The organism is Flavobacterium sp. CYK-55, from assembly GCF_018413465.1.
Lineage (GTDB): Bacteria > Bacteroidota > Bacteroidia > Flavobacteriales > Flavobacteriaceae > Flavobacterium.
In genome coordinates this window covers 1-3304 of record NZ_JAHCDK010000022.1, presented here as the reverse complement: position 1 = coordinate 3304, position 3304 = coordinate 1, and the positions used below count along the sequence as shown (strand labels likewise).

Annotated in this window: 1 protein-coding gene; it reads right to left on the bottom strand. The window is 42.5% G+C overall.

Annotated elements, in window-relative coordinates:
* A partial coding sequence (locus KIH23_RS13535) for a beta strand repeat-containing protein (protein ID WP_213214042.1) occupies window positions 1-3304 on the bottom strand: 3304 nt, incomplete at both ends.

Genomic DNA, 3304 nt, shown 5'->3' with positions numbered 1-3304 from the left:
TGCTAAACGAAGTCACATTTCCTGAGAAACTCGGAACTAAATTCACAATCGAACTTCCTACGGTAAACACATTCGGCGAGTTATAACTCAAAGCTGAAGGTGCGATATCATTCACCGTTATCGAAACTCCAAACGAAGTTGATCCGCCGGAATTGAAGGCCGTCACGGTATAAATCGAAGTTGCAGAAACCTCAGTTGGCGCTCCTGAAATCACACCAGTTGCAGTATCAAAAGACAATCCCAAAGGTAAACTTGGCGTAATGCTAAACGAAGTAATATTTCCTGAGAAACTCGGAACTAAATTCACAATTGAACTTCCCACAGTAAACACATTCGGCGAGTTATAACTCAAAGCTGAAGGTGCGATATCGTTCACGGTAATCGAAATTCCAAATGAAGTTGATCCGCCGGAATTGAAGGCTGTCACGGTATAAATCGAAGTTGCAGAAACCTCAGTTGGCGCTCCTGAAATCACACCCGAAGTTGTATCAAACGATAATCCCGATGGTAAAGCCGGCGCGATGCTAAACGAAGTCACATTTCCAGTAAAAGTCGGAATCAAATCTATAATCGGACTTCCGACGGTGAATACATTCGGCGAGTTATAACTCAAAGTTGAAGGCGCCACATCGTTCACGGTAATCGAAATTCCAAATGAAGTTGATCCACCAGAATTGAAGGCTGTCACGGTATAAATCGAAGTTGCAGAAACCTCAGTTGGCGCTCCTGAAACCACACCTGAAGTTGTATCAAATGATAATCCCGATGGTAAAGCCGGAGCAATACTAAACGAACTCACATTTCCTGAGAAATTCGGAATCAAATCTACAATCGGACTTCCTACAGTAAACACATTTGGTGAATTATAACTCAAAGCTGAAGGCGCGACATCATTTACCGTAATCGAAACTCCAAATGAAGTCGATCCTCCGGAATTGATGGCTGTCACGGTATAAATTGAAGTTGCAGAAACTGAATTCGGTGTTCCTGAAATTACACCCGAAGTTGTATCAAATGATAATCCCGACGGTAAAGCCGGAGCAATACTAAACGAAGTCACATTTCCAGTAAAAGTCGGAATCAAATCTATAATCGGACTTCCGACGGTGAATACATTCGGCGAGTTATAACTCAAAGCTGAAGGCGTAACATCATTCACGGTAATTACAATTCCGAAAGACAAAGAACCGCCCGAGTTAGTCTCAGTCACAGTATAGGTTGCCATTGGCGTAACGGTCGTTGGCGTTCCAGAAATGATTCCCGTTGTTGTATCAAAAGACAATCCTGAAGGTAAAGCTGGAGCAATGCTAAATGAAGTCACATTTCCAGTAAAAGTCGGAACTAAATTCACAATTGGGCTTCCTACAGTAAACACATTTGGTGAATTATAACTCAAAGCTGAAGGCGCGACATCATTTACCGTAATCGAAACTCCAAATGAAGTCGATCCTCCGGAATTGATGGCTGTCACGGTATAAATTGAAGTTGCAGAAACTGAATTCGGTGTTCCTGAAATTACACCTGAAGTTGTATCAAATGATAATCCCGACGGTAAAGCCGGAGCAATACTAAACGAAGTCACATTTCCAGTAAAAGTCGGAATCAAATCTATAATCGGACTTCCGACGGTGAATACATTCGGCGAGTTATAACTCAAAGCTGAAGGCGTAACATCATTCACGGTAATTACAATTCCGAAAGACAAAGAACCGCCCGAGTTAGTCTCAGTCACAGTATAGGTTGCCATTGGCGTAACGGTCGTTGGCGTTCCAGAAATGATTCCCGTTGTTGTATCAAAAGACAATCCTGAAGGCAACGCTGGAGCAATGCTAAACGAAGTAATATTTCCTGAGAAACTCGGAACTAAATTCGCAATAGCACTTCCGACGGTGAATACATTTGGCGAGTTATAACTCAAAGCTGAAGGTGCGATATCATTCACGGTAATCGAAATTCCAAACGAAGTTGAACCGCCGGAATTCAAAGCCGTTACGGTATAAATTGCTGTAGATGAAACTGCATTCGGTGTTCCTGAAATCACCCCTGAAGTTGTATCAAACGACAATCCTGAAGGTAAAGCCGGCGTAATGCTAAATGAAGTCACATTTCCTGAGAAATTCGGAATCAAATCTACAATCGGACTTCCAACGGTAAACACATTCGGAGATGTATAACTCAAAGTTGAAGGCGCGATATCATTCACCGTTATCGAAACTCCAAACGAAGTCGATCCACCAGAATTGAAGGCTGTTACGGTATAAATCGAAGTTGCAGAAACGCTATTCGGTGTTCCAGAAATCACCCCTGAAGTTGTATCAAATGATAATCCCGACGGTAAAGCTGGAGCAATGCTAAACGAAGTAATATTTCCTGAGAAACTCGGAACCAAATTCGCAATCGGACTTTCGACGGTGAATACATTTGGTGAGTTATAACTCAAAGTTGAAGGCGTAACATCATTCACGGTAATTACAATTCCGAAAGACAAAGAACCGCCCGAGTTAGTCTCAGTCACAGTATAGGTTGCCATTGGCGTAACGGTCGTTGGCGTTCCAGAAATGATTCCCGTTGTTGTATCAAAAGACAATCCTGAAGGCAACGCTGGAGCAATGCTAAACGAAGTAATATTTCCTGAGAAACTCGGAACTAAATTCGCAATAGCACTTCCGACGGTGAATACATTTGGCGAGTTGTAACTCAAAGTTGAAGGCGCAATATCATTCACGGTAATCGAAACGCCAAACGAAGTCGATCCACCAGAATTGAAGGCTGTTACGGTATAAATCGAAGTTGCAGAAACGCTATTCGGTGTTCCAGAAATCACCCCTGAAGTTGTATCAAATGATAATCCCGACGGTAAAGCTGGAGCAATGCTAAACGAAGTAATATTTCCTGAGAAACTCGGAACCAAATTCGCAATCGGACTTTCGACGGTGAATACATTTGGTGAGTTATAACTCAAAGTTGAAGGTGCAACATCGTTCACGGTAATCGAAATTCCAAACGAAGTTGATCCGCCGGAATTGAAGGCTGTCACGGTATAAATTGTTGTTGATGAAACGACATTCGGCGTTCCGGAAATGATTCCTGTTGTAGTGTCGAAAGAAAGTCCCAAAGGTAAAGCTGGAGCAATGCTAAACGAAGTCACATTTCCTGAGAAAATCGGAACTAAATCCGCAATCGAACTTCCTACGGTAAACACATTCGGCGAGTTATAACTCAAAGCTGAAGGTGCGATATCATTCACCGTTATCGAAACGCCAAACGAAGTTGATCCACCAGAATTGAAGGCTGTCACGGTATA